Origin of the sequence: Solirubrobacter pauli, from assembly GCF_003633755.1 — a bacterium.
Classification (GTDB): Bacteria; Actinomycetota; Thermoleophilia; order Solirubrobacterales; family Solirubrobacteraceae; genus Solirubrobacter; species Solirubrobacter pauli.
Genome location: NZ_RBIL01000002.1, coordinates 628,688 through 649,816 on the forward strand (window position 1 = coordinate 628,688; position 21,129 = coordinate 649,816).

Annotated in this window: 17 protein-coding genes; 6 read left to right on the top strand and 11 right to left on the bottom strand. The window is 73.6% G+C overall.

What is annotated here, in order from left to right:
* Positions 1-65 precede the first annotated feature (65 nt).
* The gene (locus C8N24_RS22875) at positions 66-1,268 is read right to left on the bottom strand and encodes an MFS transporter (RefSeq protein ID WP_121254486.1); all 1,203 of its coding nucleotides are present in this window, start codon (positions 1,266-1,268) and stop codon (positions 66-68) included.
* Between the two features lie 18 nt (positions 1,269-1,286).
* Positions 1,287-2,399: a glycoside hydrolase 5 family protein gene (locus C8N24_RS22880; protein WP_170179333.1), complete on the bottom strand. Its 1,113-nt coding sequence runs from the start codon at positions 2,397-2,399 to the stop codon at positions 1,287-1,289.
* Positions 2,400-2,423: 24 nt separating this feature from the next.
* Between C8N24_RS22880 and C8N24_RS22885 the strand changes: the two genes are divergently transcribed.
* Both C8N24_RS22885 and C8N24_RS22890 read left to right on the top strand, forming a co-directional pair.
* Positions 2,424-3,599: a glycosyltransferase gene (locus C8N24_RS22885; protein ID WP_121254488.1), complete on the top strand. Its 1,176-nt coding sequence runs from the start codon at positions 2,424-2,426 to the stop codon at positions 3,597-3,599.
* A 378-nt stretch (positions 3,600-3,977) separates the two neighbouring features.
* Positions 3,978-4,778: a sigma-70 family RNA polymerase sigma factor gene (locus C8N24_RS22890; protein WP_238931499.1), complete on the top strand. Its 801-nt coding sequence runs from the start codon at positions 3,978-3,980 to the stop codon at positions 4,776-4,778.
* Between the two features lie 7 nt (positions 4,779-4,785).
* Here C8N24_RS22890 and C8N24_RS22895 read toward each other — a convergent pair whose 3' ends face one another.
* Genes C8N24_RS22895 through C8N24_RS22910 form a run of 4 tightly spaced genes read right to left on the bottom strand, consistent with a single transcriptional unit; the run spans position 4,786 to position 7,528 of the window.
* Positions 4,786-5,595 (bottom strand): glycosyltransferase family 2 protein, encoded by an 810-nt coding sequence (locus C8N24_RS22895; protein WP_121254492.1) that lies wholly within the window; start codon positions 5,593-5,595, stop codon positions 4,786-4,788.
* Positions 5,592-6,587 carry a glycosyltransferase gene (locus tag C8N24_RS22900; protein WP_121254494.1) on the bottom strand — a complete coding sequence of 332 codons (996 nt, stop codon included), beginning with the start codon at positions 6,585-6,587 and terminating at the stop codon, positions 5,592-5,594. Before C8N24_RS22900 ends, C8N24_RS22895 begins: the two co-directional genes overlap by 4 nt.
* 25 nt (positions 6,588-6,612) lie before the next feature.
* On the bottom strand, positions 6,613-6,843 hold the full coding sequence (locus C8N24_RS22905) for a hypothetical protein (RefSeq protein ID WP_147447940.1): 231 nt from the start codon (positions 6,841-6,843) through the stop codon (positions 6,613-6,615).
* Between the two features lie 28 nt (positions 6,844-6,871).
* Positions 6,872-7,528, bottom strand: coding sequence for a nucleotidyltransferase family protein (locus C8N24_RS22910; RefSeq protein ID WP_170179334.1), 657 nt, complete (start codon positions 7,526-7,528; stop codon positions 6,872-6,874).
* 100 nt (positions 7,529-7,628) lie between these two features.
* On the opposite strand from C8N24_RS22910, the gene C8N24_RS22915 reads away from it, so the two are divergent.
* Positions 7,629-9,089, top strand: coding sequence for an oligosaccharide flippase family protein (locus C8N24_RS22915; protein WP_170179335.1), 1,461 nt, complete (start codon positions 7,629-7,631; stop codon positions 9,087-9,089).
* Positions 9,086-10,630 carry a hypothetical protein gene (locus C8N24_RS22920; protein WP_121254500.1) on the top strand — a complete coding sequence of 515 codons (1,545 nt, stop codon included), beginning with the start codon at positions 9,086-9,088 and terminating at the stop codon, positions 10,628-10,630. Before C8N24_RS22915 ends, C8N24_RS22920 begins: the two co-directional genes overlap by 4 nt.
* Here the strand turns inward: C8N24_RS22920 and C8N24_RS22925 are convergent.
* On the bottom strand, positions 10,591-11,073 hold the full coding sequence (locus C8N24_RS22925) for a cupin domain-containing protein (RefSeq protein ID WP_121254502.1): 483 nt from the start codon (positions 11,071-11,073) through the stop codon (positions 10,591-10,593). The genes C8N24_RS22920 and C8N24_RS22925 overlap by 40 nt on opposite strands.
* A gap of 21 nt (positions 11,074-11,094) precedes the next feature.
* Between C8N24_RS22925 and C8N24_RS22930 the strand changes: the two genes are divergently transcribed.
* Positions 11,095-11,514, top strand: a complete 420-nt coding sequence (locus tag C8N24_RS22930) for a hypothetical protein (protein ID WP_121254504.1) — start codon at positions 11,095-11,097, stop codon at positions 11,512-11,514.
* Here C8N24_RS22930 and C8N24_RS22935 read toward each other — a convergent pair.
* Positions 11,415-12,617 carry an acyltransferase family protein gene (locus C8N24_RS22935; RefSeq protein ID WP_121254506.1) on the bottom strand — a complete coding sequence of 401 codons (1,203 nt, stop codon included), beginning with the start codon at positions 12,615-12,617 and terminating at the stop codon, positions 11,415-11,417. The genes C8N24_RS22930 and C8N24_RS22935 overlap by 100 nt on opposite strands.
* Positions 12,618-12,629: 12 nt before the next feature.
* Positions 12,630-13,955, bottom strand: coding sequence for an O-antigen ligase family protein (locus C8N24_RS22940; protein WP_121254508.1), 1,326 nt, complete (start codon positions 13,953-13,955; stop codon positions 12,630-12,632).
* 56 nt (positions 13,956-14,011) lie between these two features.
* Here C8N24_RS22940 and C8N24_RS22945 point away from each other — a divergent pair, with 56 nt between their 5' ends.
* On the top strand, positions 14,012-18,127 hold the full coding sequence (locus tag C8N24_RS22945) for an alpha-(1->3)-arabinofuranosyltransferase domain-containing protein (protein ID WP_170179336.1): 4,116 nt from the start codon (positions 14,012-14,014) through the stop codon (positions 18,125-18,127).
* Here the strand turns inward: C8N24_RS22945 and C8N24_RS22950 are convergent.
* Positions 18,048-18,764, bottom strand: coding sequence for a class I SAM-dependent methyltransferase (locus C8N24_RS22950; protein ID WP_121254512.1), 717 nt, complete (start codon positions 18,762-18,764; stop codon positions 18,048-18,050). The two genes, C8N24_RS22945 and C8N24_RS22950, sit on opposite strands and share 80 nt — an antisense overlap.
* Complete coding sequence (locus C8N24_RS22955) at positions 18,757-21,123, bottom strand: glycosyltransferase (protein WP_121254514.1); 2,367 nt, start codon at positions 21,121-21,123, stop codon at positions 18,757-18,759. Before C8N24_RS22955 ends, C8N24_RS22950 begins: the two co-directional genes overlap by 8 nt.
* Positions 21,124-21,129 lie beyond the last annotated feature (6 nt).

Sequence of the window (21,129 nt, forward strand, 5' to 3'; positions counted from 1 at the left end):
GCCCATGACCCCTCCCTCGTCTCGATCCCCCGAATAGCGCCAACGCGCCGTAAGTCGGAAGGTACTCATCGGGGCCTGCGCGCCGTATTCGGGTGTGGTACGCGCGCGGACAAAACCAACGCGCCGACGGCGGGCACGACGCCGGCCAGAGCGCACGCCGCCGCGAGCCAGAACCCGGCGCGGGGTCCCGACGACTGCGCCAGGGCCCCGGCGGCCGCGGCACCCAGCGCCAATCCGCCGTTGTTCACGGTCACCAACCACCCGAACGTGCGCGTGCCCGACCCCTTCGGCGCCAAACGGCCGACGAGCAGGTAGAGCGCCGCGAACAGCGCGCCCAGCGCCAACCCGGGCACGACCAGCACGACACCGAGGAGCACGAGGTGCGTCGTGACCAGCGTCGCCGCCGCGAGCCCGCCCGCCAGCACCGCCTGCATCGCCAGCACCCGCCGCTCCGGCGCCCCGAGCAGCAGCCGCCCCGCCAGCAACGAGCCCGCCACCGTCCCGACGGCCATCGTCGCCTCGATCGCCCCCGCGGCGGCCGGGTGCCCCTGCTCGGTCGCCGCCGCCGGGATCGCGATGTCGAGCGCTCCCAGCGCGGCCGCGGTGGGCAGGAAGGCGACGAAGACCAGCCACAGCGACGCCGGCAGCGGCGTCGAGGGTGACGCGCGCGAGCCCGGGGTCCGCGCCAGCGACGTCCGGCCCGCGGCCACCGCACCCACGAGCAGTGCGACCGCGCACACGCTCAGGGCCAGCCCCGGCGACCCGACGAGCACCAGCACCGAGACGATCAAGGGGGAGACGATCAGCGCCGACTCCTCGCCGGCCGCGTCCAAGGCATGGACCCGCTGCTGCAGCTGGCCCCGGTCCGGCAGCCCACTCCAGACCGACCGCGCGAACGGACCCAGCGGCGGAGCGAACAACCCCGCCAGACCGGCCGACAGCACGAACGTCCACGTGGGCGCATCGGCGGCCCCCGCGGCGACCAACAGCGCGACCGCCCCCGCGCTGGCGACCGCCAACGCGCCCAATGTCGCCGGCCCGTGCCGGTCGACGAGCCGGCCTCGCGCGGGAGCGAGGGCCGTGGTGAGCGCGAACGCCGCGATCATCGCGCCGGTGACCGCGATCGAGTCCGTCTCGGCCGCGGCGAACAGGACGAACCCGAGGCCGAGGGCGTTGAACGCGAAACGACCGCAGAGCGAAGCGAGCAGCAGATCTCGGATCGGCCGCTCTGCTAGGACAGCGCCGTAGCCCCCGCTGGTGTCCCGCACGCCGCCGTAAGCGTACGCCTACGTCCGGCAGCGCCGTGCGTCGCCCAGGGCCTTCGAGCAGCCCTGGAGCCGGCGCGCTTCCCGGCGGAAGACGGAGAGCGCCGGAGCGTCGTGAAGCACTCCGTTCCGGAGTCGTCGGAGCCCGCTGTAGTCGAAGCCGCTGTCGGTGATCCCCTCGACGGAGAGCCACGTGTACCAGTACAGGCGCTCCACCCCCAGCGCCTTGCGCTCCTTCGCGAACAGCTTGAGCGCGGCCGCGAGCCGCGACGCCTGCCCGGCGTCCGTGGTCGCGAAGTCCCCGCCCTCCGCCTTCGCCTTGCCCGCGGAGGCCGGCCACGACAGCTCGGTCACCCAGATCGGCATCTTGCGGTCCTTGCGGCGCTCCATCACGCGCCGGACGATCTTCACGACCCGCACCGTGTTCTTGACCTTGCCGGTGTAGGGGTGCAGCGTGACCACGTCGAACGCGCCGCGCGCGCCCGCCTTGTAGATCGACTCGAGCGCCTTCCAGCTCTCGTTCGGAAGACCGGCCAGCACGGTCTTGGACCCCGGGTCGGCCGCCTTGAGCGCCTTGTCGGCGGTTTTGAGCAGGGCGACGTACGACGGCGCCCATGGCGCCACGTTCCAGTACCGGGTCAGGTTCGGCTCGTTCCAGATCTGCCATGCGCGGATCGGTTGCTTGGACACCTCCGGGTGCTCGATCCACAAAGACCCGCTGGGCCCGTAGCGTGTGACGAGCGCGGCCAGGAGGCGGGCGAAGTCGGCGTTGTCGCGCGGGGGAGACGCGAGGTCACCCGGGTTGCGCGCCGCCCACTCGGGCGTGCCCTGGATCACCGGCAGGACGCTGAGCCCACGCTGGGCCGCGGCGAGGACGAGCTGATCCTTGAGGCCGAAGTCGTACTGGCCGGGCGCGCGCTCGATCGCGCTCCAGTAGAAGGCGGTGCGCACCGCCTCGACGCCGCTGCCGGCCATCCGGTCCCACTCCGCCGGGCCCTGCGGGTAGGCGGGGTCGTTGAGCGGGCCGTCCGCCACCACGCCGAGCCACCCGCGCGGCACCTGGCGCTTGGCGGCGTTCGCGGTCGCGGGGACCAGAAGGGCAAGAAGCAGGGCGAATGTGACGGTTACGCGCATGAAGGCACGTAGGATGGCGCGTTCATGCCTCGCGTCGCCCTGATTCACGACTTCCTCCTTGACGTGCGCGGCGCCGAGCGCGTCTTCGCCGCCATCTGCGACGCCTGGCCGGACGCCGACGTCTTCACCGCCGTCTATGACGAGAAGGGCACCGAGGGGCGCTTCGCGCATCGCCACCCGCAGGCGTCGTTCCTGCAGAAGCTGCGGCCCACGTCCCGCACCTTCCGTCCGCTGCTGCCGTTCTACCCGCACGCGATCGAGTCGCTGGACCTGCGCGGCTACGACATCGTCGTCTCCAGCTCGAGCGCCTGGGCGCACGGCGTGCTCATCGACCCCGGGGCCGTCCACGTCTCGTACTGCCACAACCCGTTCCGCTACGCGTGGTCCGAGCGCGAGGCCACGCTCGCCGCGCGCAGCCCGCTCACGCGCCCGGCCCTGCGGATGCTGCTCTCGCGCTGGCGTCAGTGGGACTGGATCGCGGCCCAGCGCGTGGACGCCTACGTCGCCAACTCCGCGATCACGCAGAAGCGGATCAAGCGCTACTTCGGGCGCGACTCGTCGATCCTGCACCCGCCCGTGGAGCTCTCGCGCTTCTACCCGGGCGCGGTCGGCGACCACTACCTGGTGCTGGCCGAGCTGATGCCGCACAAGCGCATCGACGTGGCCGTGAAGGCGTTCAACGCGCTCGAGCGCCCGCTCGTCGTGGTGGGGGACGGACCTGAGCACCGGCGGCTGAAGCGCCTGGCCGGCCCGACCGTGCGGCTCACGGGCCGCATCTCCGACGACGAGGTGGCCGACCTGCTGCGCACCTCGCAGGCGCTCGTGGTCACCGCCGAGGAGGAGTTCGGGATCGCCGCGGTCGAGTCGCTGGCGAGCGGACGGCCGGTCGTCGGGCTCCGTGCCGGGGGCGTTCTGGAGACCGTCGAGGAGGGCGTGACGGGTGCGTTCTACGACGACGCGGACGATCCGCGCTCGCTCGCGAAGGCCGTCGCGGGCTTCGATGTGGCGCGTGTGGAGTCATCCATGTGTGTGAGATCCGCACATAGATTTGGTGCCGAACGTTTCAAGGAGCGGCTGCGGACGATCGTTGCCGAAACCGCCGCAAACGGCCGTACAGCGCCAGAAATCGACCGTCCGGTCGGCGGATTGCTGCCCCTCAGGGCGGCGCGGCGCGGCGCGGATTCGATGAGGAGCCGTTAAATCTCTCCCCGGCCTGGGGACAATCAGCGTAACCCTGTGGCATTCTTCGGGTTGTCTGTTGTGCGCGGGCCAACGCCTGCGCCCTGATTTCGCCGCAACGGTCACAAGCTTAGCGGCATGGTCAGGACCTCTCCGGGGGGACGGCCGTGGACACACGGGGTTGTCCCACCAAAAGAGAAGAAGAGCCGCCGGGATCGGTGACGTTTCACGGGCCTCGGCAAGGTGGTTGCAGAAACAAGTAACTTGGCCTATAATCCCTACTGCCCCAGTAGGGCTTTGAACTGACTTTGGAAGGACCCCAAACTGAGCACCATCACCGACACCCCACGCCGACGCGACGCTGAGCACGAGGTTGACCCGACCCTCGACTCGCTGCAGCTGCTCCTGCGTGAGGCTGGCCGGTACCCGCTGCTCAAGCCGAGTGAGGAGATCGAACTCGCCAAGCGGATCGAGCGCGGAGACCTGGCAGCCAAGGAACGCATGATCAACTCCAACCTCCGACTGGTCGTCGCCAACGCGCGGCGCTATCAGGGCCAGGGCCTCGCCCTCGGTGACCTGATCCAGGAGGGCATGTTGGGCCTGATCCGCGCGGTCGAGAAGTTCGACTGGCGCAAGGGCTTCCGCTTCTCGACCTACGCGACGCTCTGGATCCGCCAGGCGATTCAGCGTGGCCTCGAGAACACGAGCCGCACGATCCGCCTCCCCGTCCACGTGGCCCAGCGTTCGCGCAAGGTCGGCCGCATCGAGCGCGAGCTCACCACTCGCCTCGGTCACGAGCCGTCGGACGAGGAGATCGCGTCCGCTGCGGACCTGCCGCTCGAGGACGTCATCGAGATCCGCAAGGCCGACCGCGCCGTGGTCAGCCTCGACAAGCCGGTCGGCGACGATGGCGACACCGCCTTCGGCGACCTCCTGGCCATCGAGACGCCGGCCGTGGACGAAGAGGTCCACGAGGCGCTGAAGTCCGAGACGCTCCTGAACGCCATCGCCGAGCTCCCCGAGCCCGAGCGTGACGTGATCGAGATGCGCTTCGGCGCGGGCGACCGTGAGCCCCAGACGCTGTCGCAGGCCGGCCGCAAGCTCGGCGTGTCGACGGAGCGCGCGCGCCAGATCGAGGAGCGCGCCCTCAAGCGCCTCTCGCAGCGCCCGGAGCTCGTCGCTCTGCGCGAAGCGGCGTAAGCCAGCATCACCGTCGTAGCTTCAAGGCCGCCGCGAGCTGTTCACGCTCGCGGCGGCCTTTGTACGTTCTGAGGGCGAACGTGAGGATCTGGGCGGCGTCGTCCAGACGTGCCGGGCCGCTGCCCAACCGCCGCTGGATCACGTCGTGGCGGTTCTGCGCCAGCTGCGCGAAGGGCTCGCTCGTGACGCTGTGACCACCCGTGTGGGTGAGCGACAGGTCGGTGTGCAGGTACGTCTTGAGGCCCTGCTGGCGCGCGCGCAGGCACAGCTCCATGTCCTCGGCGAACAGGTGGATGCGCTCGTCGAAGTGGATCAGCTGCGTCGGCCCGGCCAGCGCCGCCGCGATCGCCCAGCCGACGGTGCGCGGCCGGTCGGCCTTGTACGGCTCCGCGCGGACCTCGAGCGCGCGTGGCAGGCGGGGGAGCGCCGCGGGCAGGAACGCGCCGAGCGTGCCGGGGAGCGGGTGCGCGCTTCTTTGGACGGAGCCGTCCTCGTTGAGCAGGCGCGGGGCGTGCAGGCCTGGGAGGCTCGCTCGTCGGGCGAGCTCCGGGAGCACGCGCGCGTGGTCGATCGTGTCCGGGTTGAGCAGGACCGTGACCGGTTGCGTGACGTGTCGGAGACCGGCGTTGTTGGCGGCGCCGTAGCCGGGGTTGTCGCGGCGCTCGATGACCGTTGCGCCGTGCTCAGCGGCGAGCTGCGCGCCGCCGTCGTCGGGCCCGACGTCGACGACGACGAGCTGCGGCGCGTCCAGGGTCGGGAGCAGTCGCGCGAGGTGCGCGCGACTGCGGTGCAGGACGATGACGGCAGCCCAGCTCAAACGGTCACGTCGGCCGGCGGGCGCGTCGGCACGGCAAGGTCGTCCAGGGCGGCGGCGAGCCGGGCGACGCTCACGCGCACGTCGAACTGCTCGGCACGCGCCCGTGGGTTGCCGGGATCGTCGAGGGCGCGGCGGATCTGCGCGACGGCAGCGTCGGCGTCTCCGGGCTCGTACAGCCCGGTCTCCAGGATCTCGAGCGGTCCCCCCGCGGCGGGCGCGACGACGGGCCTCCCGGCCGCGAGCGCCTCGATCAGCACCATCCCGTACGGCTCCCGGTCGGCGCAGTGCAGCAGCAGGTGATGCTCGTGCAGGGCCGTGGACATGTCGACCCGGCCGGCGAACGTGACGTTGGGCGGCGGATCGAGGTCTGGCATGGGATCGCCCGGCAGCGGCTCGCCCGCGAAGGTGATGTGCAGCTCGGGCATCCGCCGCGCGATCTCCACCGCGAGATCCGGCCGCTTCCAGCCGACGAGCGCGCCCGCGACGAGCGCCCTCGGCGGCCCGTCCGGCAACGGGGTGGGGGTGAAGCGGGTCAGGTCCACGCCGGGGTGCAGGATGGTGGCGGGCAGTTTGAGCTCGTCCGCGATCGCCTGGCTCGCCGCGACCACGACGTGCGCGCGCCTCGTGGTGGCGCGGACGGCGCCGCGCAACGCGGGTGCGTCGAACAGGTCGTGATGCACGGCGACGCGCTGGGTGTCGGGCACCGCGGCGGCCGCCATGACCGCCTTCGCACCCCATGCGACGAGCGTCCGCGGCTTGAGCTTCGTCAGCTCGTACGTCAGCCCGAGCGTCCCGCCCGCGCTCTTGCGGAGTCCCCGGTCCTTCAGCGGGACGTGCTCGATCCCGGCAGCGTGCAGCTCGTCCGCGAGTGGCCCGGGCGGGCACGCCACGCGGAGCGGCCGGTCCAGCCGCGTGACGCAGTCGAGCAGCACGCGCTCGGCGCCGCCGAGGACGCCGGAATAGCTCGCGAAGAGGATCTTGTCGGCGCCCACGGGCGCCAAAGCATGGCGACTGCCGCTAGCCGATGCGGCTGGCGAGCTCGTCGAGCCCGAGGAAGTAGCGGCCGTGCGTGCGCCGCAGATCTTCTTCCGAGGCTGCGCTGAGGGCGACAACTTCGACGTCCTTACGACCCCGCATCTCAGCTTCGGCGCGGAAACGCCCCTGCATGGCTGAGCTTGCCGACTCGAATTGCTCGAGTCGAATCAACTCCCCGGCAGTGCGGTCATAGACGACGAGGAAGTGACTCACGAGGTTGATGGTAGTCGGCAGCGCCATGTCACACCAACCGCTCGATCAACCCTCGTTGTCGGTGGAGGCTGGCGGCGATATCTCGCCGATACCCCACCAGCGACGCATTCGCTGGATCTATCGCCTCGATCTGCTCGACCGCTCCAATCATGCCTGCAACCGCATCAGCCGCGCCGACCAGCAGTCTTGCGACTTCGGTCTCTGGAGGCTGCCCGTAGCGAATGTCTCGCCCAACACGGTCGGCGAGCTTCTCGAACATGTCGGCCCACTCGTGCTGCCAGCGCGTTCGGACTTGGATCTCCACCGCCATGTCCTCCGGGAACACGATCACGTGGACAGCGCGATAGCCGTGCGAGGGGCTCTCGCGACGATCGATCACCTTCGGCTCGCGTGCCTCGTCCCCGAACAGCTTGATCAACTCACTGACGAGCGCGTCCTGAGCGTTGCGGTCGCGGTCCACCACGATCCGCATGCCGGCGAGGTCGTGGATGCTCTTGAGCCACGAGCCGCCGTGGCGCTCGAGCTTCTCGAGGATTGTTCCAGTGTTCTTGACGCGCGACGTCGGCGCGACGTCGATCGCGTCCCGGACGCGAGTCAGCGTCGCTGTCAGGACGTCGTCGTACGCCTCGAGCAGCTGATGAAGCTCGGTGATGTCGGCGTCGGCCGGGTCGTCTCGCGCGATCAAGCGTCCGCCTAGTCGCTCGATGTGGGATCGCGAGAAGGGCAGTGGCACGACCAGCCAGTCTGCCAACGGGTCCGGATGCGCGACTAGCATCGCTGGACAGATGGCTCCGCGCCGCGTTCCGGACCCGCCCGGCCTGCGTGCGCGCACGGCTCGTGGCGGCGTGGTCAACGCCGCGTTCCTGTCCGGGGCGGAGCTGCTGGTGCTGGCGCAGGGCCTGCTGGCGACGGCGCTGCTGGGGCCGGACGCGATCGGCCTGTACGGGATCGTGACGACGACGGCGATGACGATCGTCGCGCTGCGGCGGGTCGGGATCGACGAGGCGTTCGTCCAGACGGCCGTCGACGACGAGGAGGCCGAGTTCCAGCGGGCCATGACGGTGGAATTGGCGCTCGGGGTGATCGGGGCGGTGGCCGTCGCGGCGCTCGCGCCGGTGCTGGCGGCGGCGTACGACGACTCGCGGCTGCTCGGGCTGACGCTGGCCGTGACGTACCTGCCGGTGGCGTTCGCGCTGCAGGCGCCGCAGTGGGTGTTCTTCAAGCGCATGGAGTACGTGCGGTTGCGCGTGCTGCAGGCGATCGTGCCGCTCGGGACGGTCGCGGTGGCCGTGCCGTTGCTGCTCGCCGGGGTGGGCGTGTGGTCGCTCGTGATCGGGCCGTTCGTGGGGAACCTGGCCGCGATCGTCGCCGCCTGGCGGGCCTCGCCGTACGCGCTGAAGCTGCGGCCCGACCGGGCGGCGGCGCGGCGCTACCTGCGGTTCTCCTGGCCGGTGTTCGTCACGTCGCTCGTCGCGCTGCTCGTCGCGCAGGGGCAGCTGGCGGTGTTCGGGCTGCGGGACGGGATCGTCGCCGTCGGCTTCATCTCGCTCGCCGCGACGCTGACCCGGTACGCCGACCGCGCCGACCAGATCCTCGCGACCACGATCTACCCGGCGATCGTGCGCGTCCGCGACCGCGTCGACGTGCTCGAAGAGCTCTTCGAGAAGGCGAACCGGCTCACGCTCATGTGGGCCTTCCCGTTCGGTGCCGGGCTCGCGCTGTTCGGCGCCGACCTGATCGTGTTCGTGCTGGGCGACGACTGGCGCGGCGCGATCGTCCTGCTCGGCGGGCTGGCGGTCGCCGTCGCCCTGCAGCAGGTCGGCTACTCGTGGTTCGCCTTCTACCGCGCCCGCGGCGAGTCGTGGCCGCAGGCGGTCGAGTCGCTGGCGTTCGGCGCGGCCTTCGCGGCGCTGGCCATTCCCGGCACGCTGCTCTGGGACGAGTGGGGCTTCGTGATCGGCCGCGTCGCCTGCACGCTGTGCGTCCTGGCCGTGCGCGCGGTCTACGTCCGCCGCCTGCTGCCGGGCGCGCGCATGGCGTGGATGGCCGTGCGCGCGGCCGTGCCCGTCGCGCTCGCGACGCTCCCGGTCGTGGCCCTGCGCCTCGCGCTGTGGGGCGGCGAGCGGCCGCTCTGGCAGGCGCTGCTCGAGCTGGCGCTGTGGCTCGGCGCGCTGGCGGCCGTGACCCGCCGCCTCGAAGGCGACCTGCTGGGCGAGCTGCGCGGCTACCTGAGGCGCAGCGCGTGAGCGAGCCGGCGACGCGCGACGGTCGCGTGCGGGTCGCGCTGCTGTGGCTCGCCGCGGCCGTCATCAGCGGCTTCACCGCGCGCCGGTATCTGGGGCCGCTCGACGAGGGCGTGCTGATGCAAGCCGCCGCCCGGATGGCGGACGGGCAGTGGCCGTGGCGTGACTTCGGTTGGTCCTACGGGCCGGGGCAGCCGCTGGCCGTGCTGGGGCTCGGCGACTCGCTGTTGTCGTGGCGCGTGCTCCGCGTGGCCGCCGACGCCACCGTGGCGGTCCTGATCTGGGCGCTCGTGCGGGACGTCCGGCCGCGCTGGGCGCTGCCCGCGTGGCTGGCGGCGGCGGTGACGGCCGCGCAGCCGACGAGCGCGAACCCGACCGCGCCCGCCCTCGCGTTCTCGCTCGGCGCCGTCTACCTCGCCACCCGGGGCCGTCCGGCGTGGGCGGGCGCGCTCGCGGGGCTGGCCGCCTTCTGGCGGCCGGACATGGGCGCGATCGCCGCGCTGGCCGCGGCGGCCGTACTCGTCCTGGGGGACCGCCGTGAAGGTGCGGCGCGACGCCGTGATGCAGCCGCGACGGCCAGCCAGGGCGGCGACACCGGCGAGGGCGCGCCTGCGGCCGGACTCTCGAGCGCGGCGCGCGGGCGGGCAGCGGCGGCCGGGCGCTGGCGCGGCGCGGGTCTCGTACTGGTCAGCGCCGCCGTGGTCGGGCTGGCGCTGTACGCGCCGTTTCTGGTCGCGGCCGGGCCCGGCCGGGTGTGGGACGCGCTCGTCGTGCAGGCCACGCGGGACGGGGAGTACTGGCGGCTGCCGTTCCCGGACGGGTTCCCGGGTGGGGACACGAAGGACTTCCTGGCGTGGCTGGCGCCGTACGGGGCGCTGGTCGTGCTGGCGGTCGCGGCGTTCCAGCGGCGGGGCGTGGGACTGGTCGTGCTCGGCGCGGGCGCGGCGGTCTACTTCCTCTCGCGCGCGGATCTGGAGCATGCGCAGGGGCTGCTGGTGCTCGCGGCCGGGCTCGCGGCGCTGATCCGGCCGCGCGTCCTGGGGGCGGCGCTGCTCGCGGTCCTGATCCTGGTCGGCGTCGGGAACCGGGCCTCCGCGCTGCTCAGGCCGCCGGAGCTCGCGACCTTCGAGCACGTGCGCGTCCCGCCGGCGGAAGCAGCGGCGCTGACCAAGACGGTCGCGCTCGTCCAGCGGCTCGTCCCACCGGGTGAGCCGATCTACGTCGCGCCGCGGCGCAGCGACCTGGTGTCGTTCTCCAACCCGCTGCTGCACCGGCTGGTGGACCGACCGAACGTGCTCCGGCGCGACGTGCTCCTGCAGGCCAAGCCGGACGAGCAGCAGGCGATCGTGGCCAAGCTGCGCGCGACCCGGCCGCGGGTGATCATCCGCTGGACCGATCCGGCTTCGGCGGCGCCGGAGCCCAACCGCCGCGGCCGGCCGAGCGGGTCGCGCGCCCTCGACGACTACATCGACGGCGCGTACGTCCTGCGGGCGCGCTACGGGTACTACGACGTGCTGGCGTCGCGCTCGATCGCCTCGCGGTAGAGATCCGCGAAGGGGCGCTCGCCGTCCGCGCCGAACGCCTTGCCGACGCCCGGCGAGGACATCGTCAGCGTCGCGCCCGTGCTGAGGTGCTCGGCGATCTCCGGGAAGTGCATGGTGGAGACCAGCAGCACACGCGCCGGCTCGCTGCCGGCGGCCACCCGGTGGGCGCCATCGGGTCCACGCGGGAACGCGACCACGGCGCCGGGCACGAGCTCGCGCTCCCCGTCGGGCGTGCGCAGCCGCGGTCGCCCCGACAGGACGATCAGCAGCTCCTCGTTGCCGTGATGCACGTGATACGGCGAGACGGCGACCCCGGGCTCGAGCTCGTAGACGGTCGCGCCGAGCTCGGTCGCGCCCGCGGCGGCTCCGACCATCTGGCCGCGCACGCCCGGAGGCGTGCCGTCCTGCCACTCCGGCTCGAAGACGTTCGGGTCACCGGTCATGAGCCGCGATACTGACAGGGAATGGCCGTCCGGATCCTCGTCGCCGCCCTCGCGCTCGCCCTCGCCGGGTTCCTCGTCGTGCAGGAGCGAGGTGCGCGCGCGGCCGACCGGATCACCGGCGCCGCGCTCGCCGATCCCAACCCGCAGCGGCTCGCCGAGGCCACGGCCGACCTGAGCACCGCACGGCGCTGGAACCCGGAGACGACGCCCGCGCTGGACCTTGCGATTGCCGAGGCCCGCGCGGGCCGCTACGCGCAGGCGGGCGCGCGGATCGTCGCCGTGACGCGGGAGGAGCCCGAGAACGCGCGCGCGTTCCAGCTGCTGTGCAGCGTCGCCAAGCGCTACGACTCGGACTTGGCCGCCACGGCCTGCGCCCGGGGGCGCGTCCTGGCGCCGCCGGTCGGCTCCTTGAAGCGCAGCAGCGGCCGCTCGACCAGGTAGTACGAGGCCGCCGCGCAGGCGGTCGCCGCGGCGATCACGAGCGCCGTGTAGAGCACCATCCCCGCCACCGGCGGCCACACGCGCGTGTCCAGGAACGCGAACACGAACGGCTGGTGGTAGAGGAAGATCCCGTAGGAGACGAGGCCCAGCCACGCCAGGACAGGGGTCGAGAGCAGCATCGCGGGCAGCGAGCGGCGGCCGTCGTGGAAGACCATCGGCGCGACGAGGAAGAACGCCATCGCCCCGTACAGCACGTGCTTGAGCTGCAGGCTCGCGTTGCTGATGTCCGGCGAGAACGGATCGCGCGGCATGCCGATCGCCCACGCGGCGAGCGTCAGGCACGCGAAGGCGAGGAGCCAGCACACCAGCGCGTGATCAGCGGCGAACCGCACCGCCCGCGACTGGACGCCCCACGCGCTCGTCACCGCCAGCACGAGCCCGCCGGTGAACCACAGCCACGTGCCCGGCAGCTGGTTGCCGAACACGCCGTGGGGATCGACCGCGACCACGATCGTGCGCACGAGGATCGCCACGACGGCGCCCGCGAGCAGGAGCAGCAGCTCGCCCTTCGCCTGCGCGTCACGGTCGCGCTTGCCCAGCAGACGCGCCATCAGCCCGGCGTAGAGCGGCAGCAGCACGTAGAACGCGGCCTCCACCGACAGGCTCCAGGCGACGCCGATGCCCTGGATGATCGTGTCCTCGCTCCAGCTCTGCAGCAGCCCCCAGTACACCCACCACTGGTCGCCGAACAGGCCCGGGTTGTGGTCGGGGTCGAGCAGGCCGAGCGCGAGCACCGCGACCCAGTAGGCCGGCAGGATCCGCAGCGCCCGCCGCCGCGCGTAGCGCCACACCTTCACGGGCGGGCGCCCGTCGAGCCGCGCGCGGACGAACGGCCGGTACAGCAGGAACGCCGACAGCACGAAGAAGATCGCGACGCCGCTGTCCATCCGGGCCGTCCAGGCCCCGAGGAACTCGCCGGCGTTGAAGCCGCCGAGCTGCGTCGTGTGCGTGACGACGACGAACAGCGCCGCGACCGCGCGCAGCGGGTCCAGCAGCGGGAAGCGCGGGTTGCCGGGCGGCGGGGTGACGGCCTGAGGCGGCACGGCCTGCGGAGCTTATTCCGCCTCGGCGAGCAGCTTCGCCGCCAGCAGCAGCGCCGTGAGGCTGAGCGCCGGAAGCTCCCAGTCCCAGTCGAGGCCCGCGTGCAACGCGAACACGACCAGCGCGGCGACGATCGCGGGGTCGGCGCCCCGCCGTCGTGCGGCGCCGACGATCCCGCCGAGGAACGCCGCGAGCGCGACCAGGCCGACGATGCCCAGCTCGGCGGCGGTCTCCAGGTAGAGCGAATGGGCGTCCTTGACGCCCTCTGCGATGTCGCGCCGCTGGAGCCACTCGACGGCGAAGCCGCCCGACCCGACGCCCTGCAGCGGATGCGCGGCGAACACGTTCACCGCGACCTCCCAGTAGGCGTAGCGATTGCTCTGCACGCTCACGAGCCGGCCGGCCTCGGTCGATCCGGCCGCGCCCTGGCTTCCGCTCGTGGCGACGGCGATCACCGTGCCGGCCAAGAGAGCGACGAGCGCCGCGGTGGCGAGCGGCCGAAGGCGGGGAACAGGGGTGTCGTCAGCGCGGACGGCGACGCCGGCGAGCGCTGACAGAATCGCGATGACGAAGCTCATCAGCAGGCCTTGAGCCGTCGAACCGTCGACGTCCTGCACGCCGGGCAGCGCGAGCGCCGCGGCACTGGCGAGGCCGGCGGCCAGCGCCACCGTCAGCGCCGCGCGCAGCCCCGCGCGGGTCGGCTGCAACGCGACGAGCACGGCGAGACCGGCCAGCCCGGCGCCGATCGCCCCGCGCGACAGCGTGAGATAGAGGTCCAGGCCGAGGATCGGCGCTGCGGCCGCCGCCAGCCGGTGCCCGCGCGCGGCGAGGCCGGCGGCCAGCACGAGCCCGATCGCCGCCAGCGCGCCCTGCCCGTTCCAGTAGGTGAGCGGATGCGCCAGGCGGTCCCCGGCGGACGGCAGCGCGTCCAACGTGAAGATGGACGGCAGGAGGCGCTCGGAGAGCCCGTAGGCGGCGGTGGCGACGATCGTCGCCAGCAGCGCGGGCTCGACCCAGCGGACGCCGCGCAGCAGCGCGATCCCGGCAGCGAACGCGGCCGTGTAGAGGGTCAGCCGCTCGAAGTCGGCGAACGCCGGACCCTGCACCGGCACCCAGAGCAGGCTCAGCCCGGTCCAGGCGGTCAGCGCCGCGAGGCCGCCCAGGGCGACCCGGCCGTGGCGCGAGCGGGGGAGGGGCCGTTCGGCGACGAACGCCGCCAGCGCGAGCAGGACGCACGCGAGGATCGCCACCCGCACGCGTGTGACCCCGAAGTAGCCGCCCCGCCCGAAGGCCAGCAGCGCGGGAAGCGCGAGCAGCGCTGCGGCGGCGAAACGGGGCATCCGAGGCGCGGAGGGTATCCGTCCTCGCCGACGGCCCGCATATGCTCACCCGCCTCGTGTCCCGAGGTCGGCTCCTTCCCGCTGCGCTGGCGGCGCTCGCGCTGCTCATCTCGCTGCTGCAGCGGCCCGGCGACGCGTCGTCGGACACGAAGATCGACCTGCACGTCGATCCCGCCGGATTCCTGGGTGACGTGGCGTCCGCGTGGTCCTCGACGGGGGATCTCGGGCACGTGCAGGGCGGCCAGTACGGCGGCTACCTGTTCCCGATGGGGCCGTTCTTCGCGCTCGGGCATGCGTTGGGCGGCGCACCCTGGCTGGTGCAGCGGCTGTGGCTGGCGCTGATCCTCGCGCTCGCGGCGTGGGGCGCCGTGCGGCTGATGGACGAGCTCGTCGGCCCCCAGCGCGGGCTGCCGCACGTGGTCGCGGGGCTGCTGTTCCTGCTGAACCCATACGTGGTCGTGTTCACGGCGCGCACGTCGATCACGCTGCTCGGCTACGCGGCGCTGCCGTGGCTGCTGGTGGCCGTCCGGCGCGGCCTGATCACGCCCGGGTGGCGCTGGCCGGCGGCGTTCGCGTTGATCGTCACGGCGTCCGGCGGCGGCGTGAACGCGGCCGTGACCGCGTGGGTCCTGCTCGGGCCGGTGCTGCTCGGCGCGTACCTGTGGTGGACCGGGGCGACCGGTCCACGCGCGTTGTGGGGCTTCGGCTGGCGCACGACCCTGGCGACCGCGTTCGCGTCCGCCTGGTGGGTGATGCCGCTGCTGGTGCAGTCGCGCTACGGCGTCGACTTCCTGCGGTTCACCGAGCAGCCCGGGACGATCTGGTCGACGACATCGCTGCCGGAGTCGCTGCGGCTCATGGGCTACTGGATCTCGTACCTGGGCGTGGGGTACGGGGGAGAGCTGCGGCCGTACTTCGGGGACGGCGCCGTGCTGCTGTTCGCGCTGCCGGTGGTGCTGGCCGGGACGCTCGTGCCCGCACTGGCGCTGGCGAGCTTCGCGATCACGCGCCGCCACCCGTTCGCGCCCTTCGCCCTCGGGCTCGTGCTGATCGGCCTGATCGTCATGACGGTCGGCTTCCCGGAGGGGACACCGCTCCGAAAAGCGTCGAACTTCACGTACAACAACTTCGTACCGATCCAGTTCCTGCGCACGACCTACAAGGCGGGGCCGCTCGTCGCGCTGGGCGTCGCGCTGCTGGCCGGATTCGCAGCGACCAAACCCCGTGCGGTCGTGTTCGTGGCGCTCGCGCTCGTCGCCTGCTGGCCGCTCACGCGCGGCCGCGCGCTCGACGACCAGCTGCTGTGGGAGCGGATCCCGTCGACCTGGGTCGACGCGGCCGCCCACGTGGACGCCAACGCGGGTGACGGCCGCGCGGTCGTGCTCCCGGGCCAGCTGTACGCGTACTACCGCTGGGGCGGCACGATCGACCCGATCCTGCCGACGCTGGCGGACAAGCCCGTGGCCGTCCGCAACGCGGTCGGCTACTCCGACCTCCACGCCACGGACCTGCTGTGGACGGTCGACGCGCTCGTCCAGCAGCGCCGCGCCGTCCCCGGGCAGCTGGACCCGCTGCTCGACCTGCTCGGCGCGCGCGTCGTGCTCGCCGGCGCCGACGACGACCGCTCGCGCAGTGGCGCCGCCCCGGCCGCGGAAGCCGCGGACGTGCTCGACCAGCTCGGCGAGCCCGACGCCGCCTGGGGTGAGCCGCGGGACCGCCCGCGCGCGGCCGGCACCCTCGGCGAGCCACGCCCGCTGCCCGCGGTGCGCGCGTGGAACCGCCCGGACGCGCCCGGGCTCGTCCGGATCGAGCCGGAACGCCCGTCGCTGGTGGTCGACGGCTCGGCCGAGGGCCTCGCCGCGCTGGCCGCGTTCGAGGGCGCCGGGGCGAGCCTCGCGGGCGGCGGGCTCGCGTACGCCGCCGACCTCGCGCCCGACGCGATCGCCGGCGCGTCCGAGGTCGTGATCACCGACTCGAACCGGCGGCGGGTGCTCGTGCCGTCGCGGCTCGCGCAGAACGCCGGGCCCGTCCTGGCGGCGACCGAGGAGCCGTCGGTGGACGCGGCGGTGCTCAACCCGTTCCCGGACCGGGGCGCGGCCGCGCAGACCGTCGCCGTCTACGAGGGGATCGACGCGGTGACCGCGCCGTCCTCGCCCGGGTTCCCGCAGTTCCCGGAGAACCGACCGTACGCGGCGCTCGACGGGAACACCGCGACGCACTGGCAGGCCGACCGCGCGCTCACGCCGGACCGGCACACGCTGTCGATCGAGTTCACCACGGCGCGTGACGTGAAGACCGTCGAGCTGCTGCCGGTCAACGACCGTCGGGCGACGGTCACCGCGGTCGAGGTGCAGGGGCGGCGCTTCGCCGTCACGCCCGGGTGGAACCGGCTCGAGGTCGGGCTGCGAGACGTGAAGACGCTGACGGTGCGGATCGCCGGCGTGCGCAAGCCCGCCGACGCCACTGCGGGCGCCGGCGGCATCCGCGAGCTGCGGATCGCGGGGCTGCAGGCGCGGGAGGCGTTGCGCGTGCCGACGGTCGCGGAGCGGGCGCTCGCCGGCACGGACGCCGCGCTGACGTACCTCTTCCAACGCACGACCGGCGACGACCCGTTCCGCCGCACGCCCAAGCGCGGCCCGTCCGGTGCCGCGCTCGTGCGCGATCGCCAGGACGCCGAGGCCGGCCTCACCCGCGTCTTCGCGCCGCCCGGCGCGCGCTCGTGGACGCTTGACGGCTGGGCGAGCCCCGGCGCGTCCGCGCCCGACGAGGCCTTCGACCGGCTCGTCGGCATGCCGGGGACGTTCCGCAGCTCCGGCCGCTTCGAGGGGCGCCCCGAGCACCGGGCGTCGAGCGCGTTCGACGGCCTCGCGCGACCGTGGCTCGGCGCCTGGCTCGAAGGCCGGCCGGCGTGGATCGAGTGGGTCACCGAGCGGCGGACGGTGCGCCGGCTGACGCTCGACCCGGTCGACGGCGTCCGTCGCCCGACGAGCGTGCGGCTGATCGTCGACGGCACCGCCTCACCACCGCTGGAGGTCACGGGCGGGGTCGTCGAACTGCCGCGTCCAGTCACGGGCAGCCGGTTCCGGCTCCAGATCCTGCGCGCGGTCGGCGACACGCCCGCCGCGCGCGAGCGCCGCGCGGTCGGGATCGCGGAGATCCGCGGGGCGGGCGTCACGGTCGAGCCGCGCCTCGCCGGCCCGCTGCCGGAGGACTGCGTGCTGGCCGGCACGGTCGGTGGTCGACCGATCCGGCTCCGGGCGGCCGGCACGATCCAGGACCTCGACGCCGGCCGCCCGGTCCGCGTCAACGGCTGCGACACCGTGGCGCTCCCCGCGGGCGAGACCCGCCTCGAGCTCCCCGCGGGCGTGCTCGCGCCGTACCTGCTGCGCCTGCGGTCCGGGTCGAGCGCCGCCGCCGCGGCGCCGGGGCGCGTCGTCGATGCGGGCAGAGCCGGCCACGACGGCAGCCGCACGGACGTGCGCGTGGCGCTCGACGCGCCCGCCCGCCTCGTGCTCGCGGAGAGCTACAACCCGGGCCGCCGGGCCACCTGCGACGGCGTGGACCTCGGTCCGCCGGAGCTCGGCGCCGCGTTCGGCACCGCCTGGCGCGTCCCGGCGACCTGCGAGCACGTCGAGATCGCGTTCGCGCCCAACCGCACGGTGAAGGCGGGCTACGCCGTGTCGCTCGTCGCCATCGTCCCGCTCCTGCTCGTGCTGCTGCGCCGCCGCGGGCCCACCCCGCAGGTCGTTCCGCCGCAGCCGCAGGACGAGACGCCCACACCGCGGTTCTCCGCCCGGCGCGCCGCGCTGGTCGCCGTGCCGGCCGCGCTGGCGCTCGGGTTCGTCTTCGCCGCCCGCGCGACGCCGCTGTTCGCCGTGCTCGTCTTCCTCGTGCTCTACCGCGGGACCGGCGCCAAGCCGCTGGCCGCGGCGGGCGGCGCCATCCTCGCGGTCGCGGTTCCGCTGCTGACGCTGCTCATCCGGCCCGAGAACCGTGGCGGGTTCAACCCCGAGTACCCGGCCGACCGGATCGTCGTCCACTGGGTCGCCGTCGCCGGCGTCACGTTGCTGCTGCTGGCCCTGGCGCGGGTACTCAGTAGGGCCAGCGCGCGTCGGGGTCGAGCCCCAGACGCTCCGCCCAGCGCCGCCGCCCCGCCACGACCAGCACCTTGATCGCCACGTTGCGGGCGAACCACGGCAGCTCGGCCAGGTGGCGAGCGACGTCGCGTGCGCGCTCGCCCGCGGTCGGCGCGTCCACGCGGCGCTCGTACTCGGCGAGGCTGCGCGACCGGCCGACGTAGCGCCAGCGCGCAGAGCCCGCGCACTCGGCCAGCAGGGCGAGGGTCACGCCGATCGACGAGAACGAGTCGTGCACGAGCATCACGCCGCCCGGCGCGACCCGGCGGCCCCAGTCCCGCAGATCCTCGCGCGCGGGCCCGAAGCGGTGCGCGCCGTCGACGAACAGCAGGGACAGCGGGCCGGTCACGTCACCGTGCGCGTCGGCTGAGAACGAGCGGACGTGGCGCACGCGGTCGGCCACGCCGAAGCGCGCCAGGTTGGCGTGGAAGACCTCGAAGTCCGAGTCGCCGCGGGCGGCGTCGGCCTCGATCTCCTGCGGCCCGCGGTCGGAGCCGGCGTGCGGGTCGATCGCGACCACCGAGCCGGCGGCCCGCGCCAGCACGACCGCCGAGCGGCCCCGGAACGACCCGATCTCGACGACGGCGCCGGCGGGCCGCGGCCGTGCGCCGGCCGCGGCGAGCCGGGCGATCTGGTCGGAGCTGAGCCAGCCCTCCTCGGGAAGATCAGTCAATCGCGGCCACCGTGCGCCGGCCGGGCAGCAGGCCGATCGCCAGGACCGAGAGCGCCGCCGCGGCCTGCAGGCCGAGGACGATCGCCGCGAAGGTGACCAGCGACTCGATGCCGAGCCCGCCCAGCAGCGCGATCTCGGCCACCGCGACCGCGGCCAGCGCGGGCAGGAACGACACGCGGCCCAGCGCGAGCATGTACTGCACCGCCAGGTAGCCGATGGCCAGCAGCGTCATCGCGCAGCCGAGCACGAACAGCGCATCCGCGGCGACCACGGTCTCCGGCCCGAACGCGAGCCGCAGGACCGTCGCGGGGGCGATCGCGTAGACGATCAGCATCGGCACCGCCACGGCGCCGACCACCGCGAGCGCCCGCGCCAGCACCGGCCGCGGGTCGCGACCGTCGCGCGCGGCGCGCGTCGCCTCCGGCAGCAGGTACAGCCCGATCCCGATCGCCACCCACACGACCGCCTTGGCAGCCACGGCGGCCGCGGCGTACGCGCCGGCGGCGTCGCCGCCGATCTGGCGCTTGACCATGATCACGTCGACGTTCTGCAGCATCGCGATCAGCAGCAGGCCGACCACGGCGGGCCAGGCGCCGCCGACGAGGTCGAGGAGGCGACGCGGCGCGAACCGGTCCGCGGACAGCGGGAAGCGGTGCCGGCCGACCCACCACAGGCCGAGCGCGGTCGCCAGGAGCGCCAGCGGCGTGCCCAGGTAGGCGCCCGTCACGCCGAGCCCGGCGACGAACAGCAGGATCCCGAAGCCGACGCGCCCGGCCGACTCGAAGACCACCGACCACGCGACCGGCTTGTAGGCGTGCACGCCCTGCAGCGCGCCGCGTTCGACGGAGAGGAGCAGCCACAGCGCCCCGGTGGGCAGCGTCGCGGCGGCGGCCCATACCTCGTCGACCGAGATCAGGTCGGCGATCTGCTGGCGCAGGAGGACTGCCGCGACGGCCACCCCGAGCGCGGTCATCAGCAGCCGCCGGCGCCAGACCCAGAGCGTCGCGGACATCTGCTCGGGCGAGCCGAGCCGCCCGAGCGCGACCTCGCGTGCCACCGCCACCTGCAGCGCGGAGCCCGGCACCGCGAGGATCACGAAGGTCGAGATGACGGCCGCGAGCGACCCGTAGTCCTCGGCGCCCAGCAGGCGGGCGAACAGCACGGTGAAGACGACCGCGAACGCGTTGTTGACCATCGTGGCCGCGGCCATGCCGACGGCCTTCAAGGTCTCGCTGCGCGAGAGCTGCGTGCGCACCTTCACCGGCTCACGCTCGCGCGCGGCCTCGAGCACGTCCAAGGTCTCCTGCGCCGTGCGCGCCCACGTGAAGCGGGCGGCGCGCTCCTGGGCGGCGGCGCCCATCCGCTGGCGCAGCCCGGGCTCCTCGACGAGCCGGCGCACGTTCGTCACCAGGCCCTCGACGTCGTCGGCGAGCAGGCCGGTCTCGCCGTCCACGATCGACTCCGGGAGCCCGCCGACCGCGAGCGCCGCGCTCGGCGTGCCGCAGGTCGCGGCCTCCATCACGGTCAGGCACCAGCCTTCGGCGGACGAGGCCGTGAGGTTCACCCACGCCGTCGCGTACAGGGACGCCTTTACGTCTTCACTGACGTGGCCATGGAGGATCACGCGGTCGCCGAGCCCGCGGCGCGCGATCTCCGCCTCGAGGTCCGGGCGATGGTCGCCCTCGCCGGCGACGTCGAGCACGGCGCCCGGGATGCCCTCGAGCACGTCGAGCAGCAGCTCGATCCGCTTGTAGCGCTTGAGCCGCCCGAGGTACAAGAGCCGCGGCGTCTCCGAGCGCGGCGGGAGCTCCTGCTCGAACGGCACGACGCCCAGGTAGCCGACGTGCACGTCCTCCGCGGGGACGCCCAGCGCGACGATGTCCGCCTTCGCCGACTCCGAGATCGTCAAGAACGGCGAGGAGCCGCCGTACAGGAGCTTCAACGGCGCCGTCTCGAGCGCCAGGGCGGCCACCGCGCCGACCCGGCCGAGCTCGGTGACGTAGTGATCGCGGTGGATGTGGTGCACGAGCGTCACGCGCGGCTTGCCCGACAGCCACAGCGGCGTGAGGAAGGCGATCCCGTTCACCACCTCGAGCACGACGTCGGCGTCGCGCGCGAGCCCGCGCCGGACAGCCCATGCCGCGCGCGCGAACACCGTGCGCCGCGAGCCCATGTGGTGCAGCTCGAGCCCTTCGGCGGGCGTCGAGACGCGCTCGGCACCGTCGTACGTGCCGGCCACGACCGTGACCTTGTGGCCCCATTCCAACCAGTACGCCACCTGACCGAAGAGGTTCGCGCCCGTGCCGCCGCCCTGCGGGTGCGTCCAGTCGCGATCGGTCAGCAACAGAATGTGGGCCATCGCGGG

Excerpts from the sequence above, each read along its gene's own strand:
- C8N24_RS22940 (WP_121254508.1), bottom strand. The coding sequence starts at position 13,955 with ATGCCCCGTTTCGCCGCCGCAGCGCTGCTCGCGCTTCCCGCGCTGCTG.
- C8N24_RS22880 (WP_170179333.1), bottom strand. The coding sequence starts at position 2,399 with ATGCGCGTAACCGTCACATTCGCCCTGCTTCTTGCCCTTCTGGTCCCC.
- C8N24_RS22930 (WP_121254504.1), top strand. The coding sequence starts at position 11,095 with ATGGCCGTCCGGATCCTCGTCGCCGCCCTCGCGCTCGCCCTCGCCGGG.
- C8N24_RS22955 (WP_121254514.1), bottom strand. The coding sequence starts at position 21,123 with ATGGCCCACATTCTGTTGCTGACCGATCGCGACTGGACGCACCCGCAG.
- C8N24_RS22925 (WP_121254502.1), bottom strand. The coding sequence starts at position 11,073 with ATGACCGGTGACCCGAACGTCTTCGAGCCGGAGTGGCAGGACGGCACG.
- C8N24_RS22885 (WP_121254488.1), top strand. The coding sequence starts at position 2,424 with ATGCCTCGCGTCGCCCTGATTCACGACTTCCTCCTTGACGTGCGCGGC.
- C8N24_RS22915 (WP_170179335.1), top strand. The coding sequence starts at position 7,629 with ATGGCTCCGCGCCGCGTTCCGGACCCGCCCGGCCTGCGTGCGCGCACG.